Source organism: Kineococcus glutinatus, from assembly GCF_039542765.1.
GTDB lineage: Bacteria > Actinomycetota > Actinomycetes > Actinomycetales > Kineococcaceae > Kineococcus_A > Kineococcus_A glutinatus.
This window is the reverse complement of sequence record NZ_BAABIL010000398.1, coordinates 1-1499: the sequence shown is the minus strand read 5'-3', so window position 1 is coordinate 1499 and position 1499 is coordinate 1. Positions and strand designations below refer to the sequence as shown.

Below are 1499 nucleotides of genomic sequence, written 5' to 3'. Positions count from 1 at the left end.
GCCGGCGAGCGCGCGGGCCGCGCAGCCCGTGGCCCGGCGCAGGACCTCCGGGTCCGCGGTGCCCTCGGCGGCGGTGGGGCCCAGACCCACCAGCGCCACGACACCCGCCTCGAGGTCGGGCACCCCCGGCACCAGGTGCACGGTCTCCACCGCGCCGGTGACGCGCAGGCCGCGCACCGCGCCCGCGAGGGCGGTGCGCGCCGCCTTCGGCAGGGCGTCGGCGCCCACGAGCACCGCCTGGCCCTCCTGCTGCGCCACGCCGATGACGAGGGCGTCGCCCGCATAGGCCCTGGGGTTCTTGCCGGACAGCGTCAGCTCCACCACCCCGGCATGCTAACCACGAGCCGGCGGGGGCGATCGGTGCGGGCGGTGCGCCGGCGCCACCCGGGTAGGGTGCGCCGCCGTGGCACCCCACGACGCGGCGCAGCCCGCACCCGCAGCGCACGGCACGCCCGGTGGTGGCGCGCGCACCTCCCCGCTGCACGAGCGGCACCTGGCCGCCGGAGCCCGCATGGCGGACTTCGCGGGCTGGTCGATGCCCCTGGAGCACGCCGGGCGCGGGGTGGTCCGCGAGCACGGCGACGTGCGCGCCGCGGTGGGGGTCTTCGACGTCAGCCACCTGGGCAAGCTCGCGGTCACCGGGCCGGGGGCCCGCGCCCTGCTCGACGCCACCCTCACGAGCGCCGTGGGCCGGCTGGTCCCCGGGCGGGCGCAGTACTCCCTGTGCTGCGACGACGCGACGGGCGGTGTCGTCGACGACCTCTTCGTCTACCTGCGCGGCGACGACGACGTCCTGCTCGTGCCCAACGCCGCCAACTCCGCGCAGGTGGCCGCGCGGCTGCGGGCCGCGGCCCCGGCACAGGTCGACGTGCGCGACGCCCACACCGAGCTGGCGGTCCTCGCCGTGCAGGGGCCCCGCGCCGACGAGGTGCTCGCCGCCCTCGGCCTGCCGGTGGGGCACGACTACCTGTCCTTCGTGGAGACGACGTGGCGCGGCACGCCCGTCGTCGTCTGCCGCACCGGGTACACCGGCGAGCGCGGCTACGAGCTGCTGCCCCGGTGGGACGACGCCGGGGAGCTGTGGGACGCGCTGCTCGCGGCCGCGGCGCAGGCGGGCGGCGGTCCGGCCGGGCTCGGCGCGCGCGACACCCTGCGCACGGAGATGGGCTACGCCCTGCACGGGCACGAGCTCGGCCCGGACACCACCCCCGTGCAGGCCCGGCTCGGCTGGGCGGTGGACTGGGACAAGCCCGCCTTCTGGGGACGCGGTGCGCTGCTGGCCGAGCGGGCGGCGGGGCCGGCGCGGCTGGCGTGGGGTCTGCGCGCCCTCGAGCGCGGCGTGCCCCGCGCGGGGATGGTGGTGCGCTCGGCGGGCCCGGACGGTCCCGGCGGGCTGCTGGGCACCACGACCTCGGGCACCTTCTCCCCGACGCTCGGCGAGGGCATCGCCCTGGCCCTGCTGGTGCCCGGGGTCCGCCCCGGCGACGAGGTCCTGCTGG

Annotated in this window: 2 protein-coding genes; one reads left to right on the top strand and one right to left on the bottom strand. The window is 79.1% G+C overall.

The window, feature by feature from the left end:
- Positions 1-324 (bottom strand): M17 family peptidase N-terminal domain-containing protein (locus tag ABEB16_RS14570; protein ID WP_345712960.1); only part of this gene is annotated, 324 nt, incomplete at its 3' end.
- 187 nt (positions 325-511) lie between these two features.
- Between ABEB16_RS14570 and gcvT the strand changes: the two genes are divergently transcribed.
- A partial coding sequence (gene gcvT, locus ABEB16_RS14565) for a glycine cleavage system aminomethyltransferase GcvT (protein ID WP_345712961.1) occupies positions 512-1499 on the top strand: 988 nt, incomplete at its 3' end.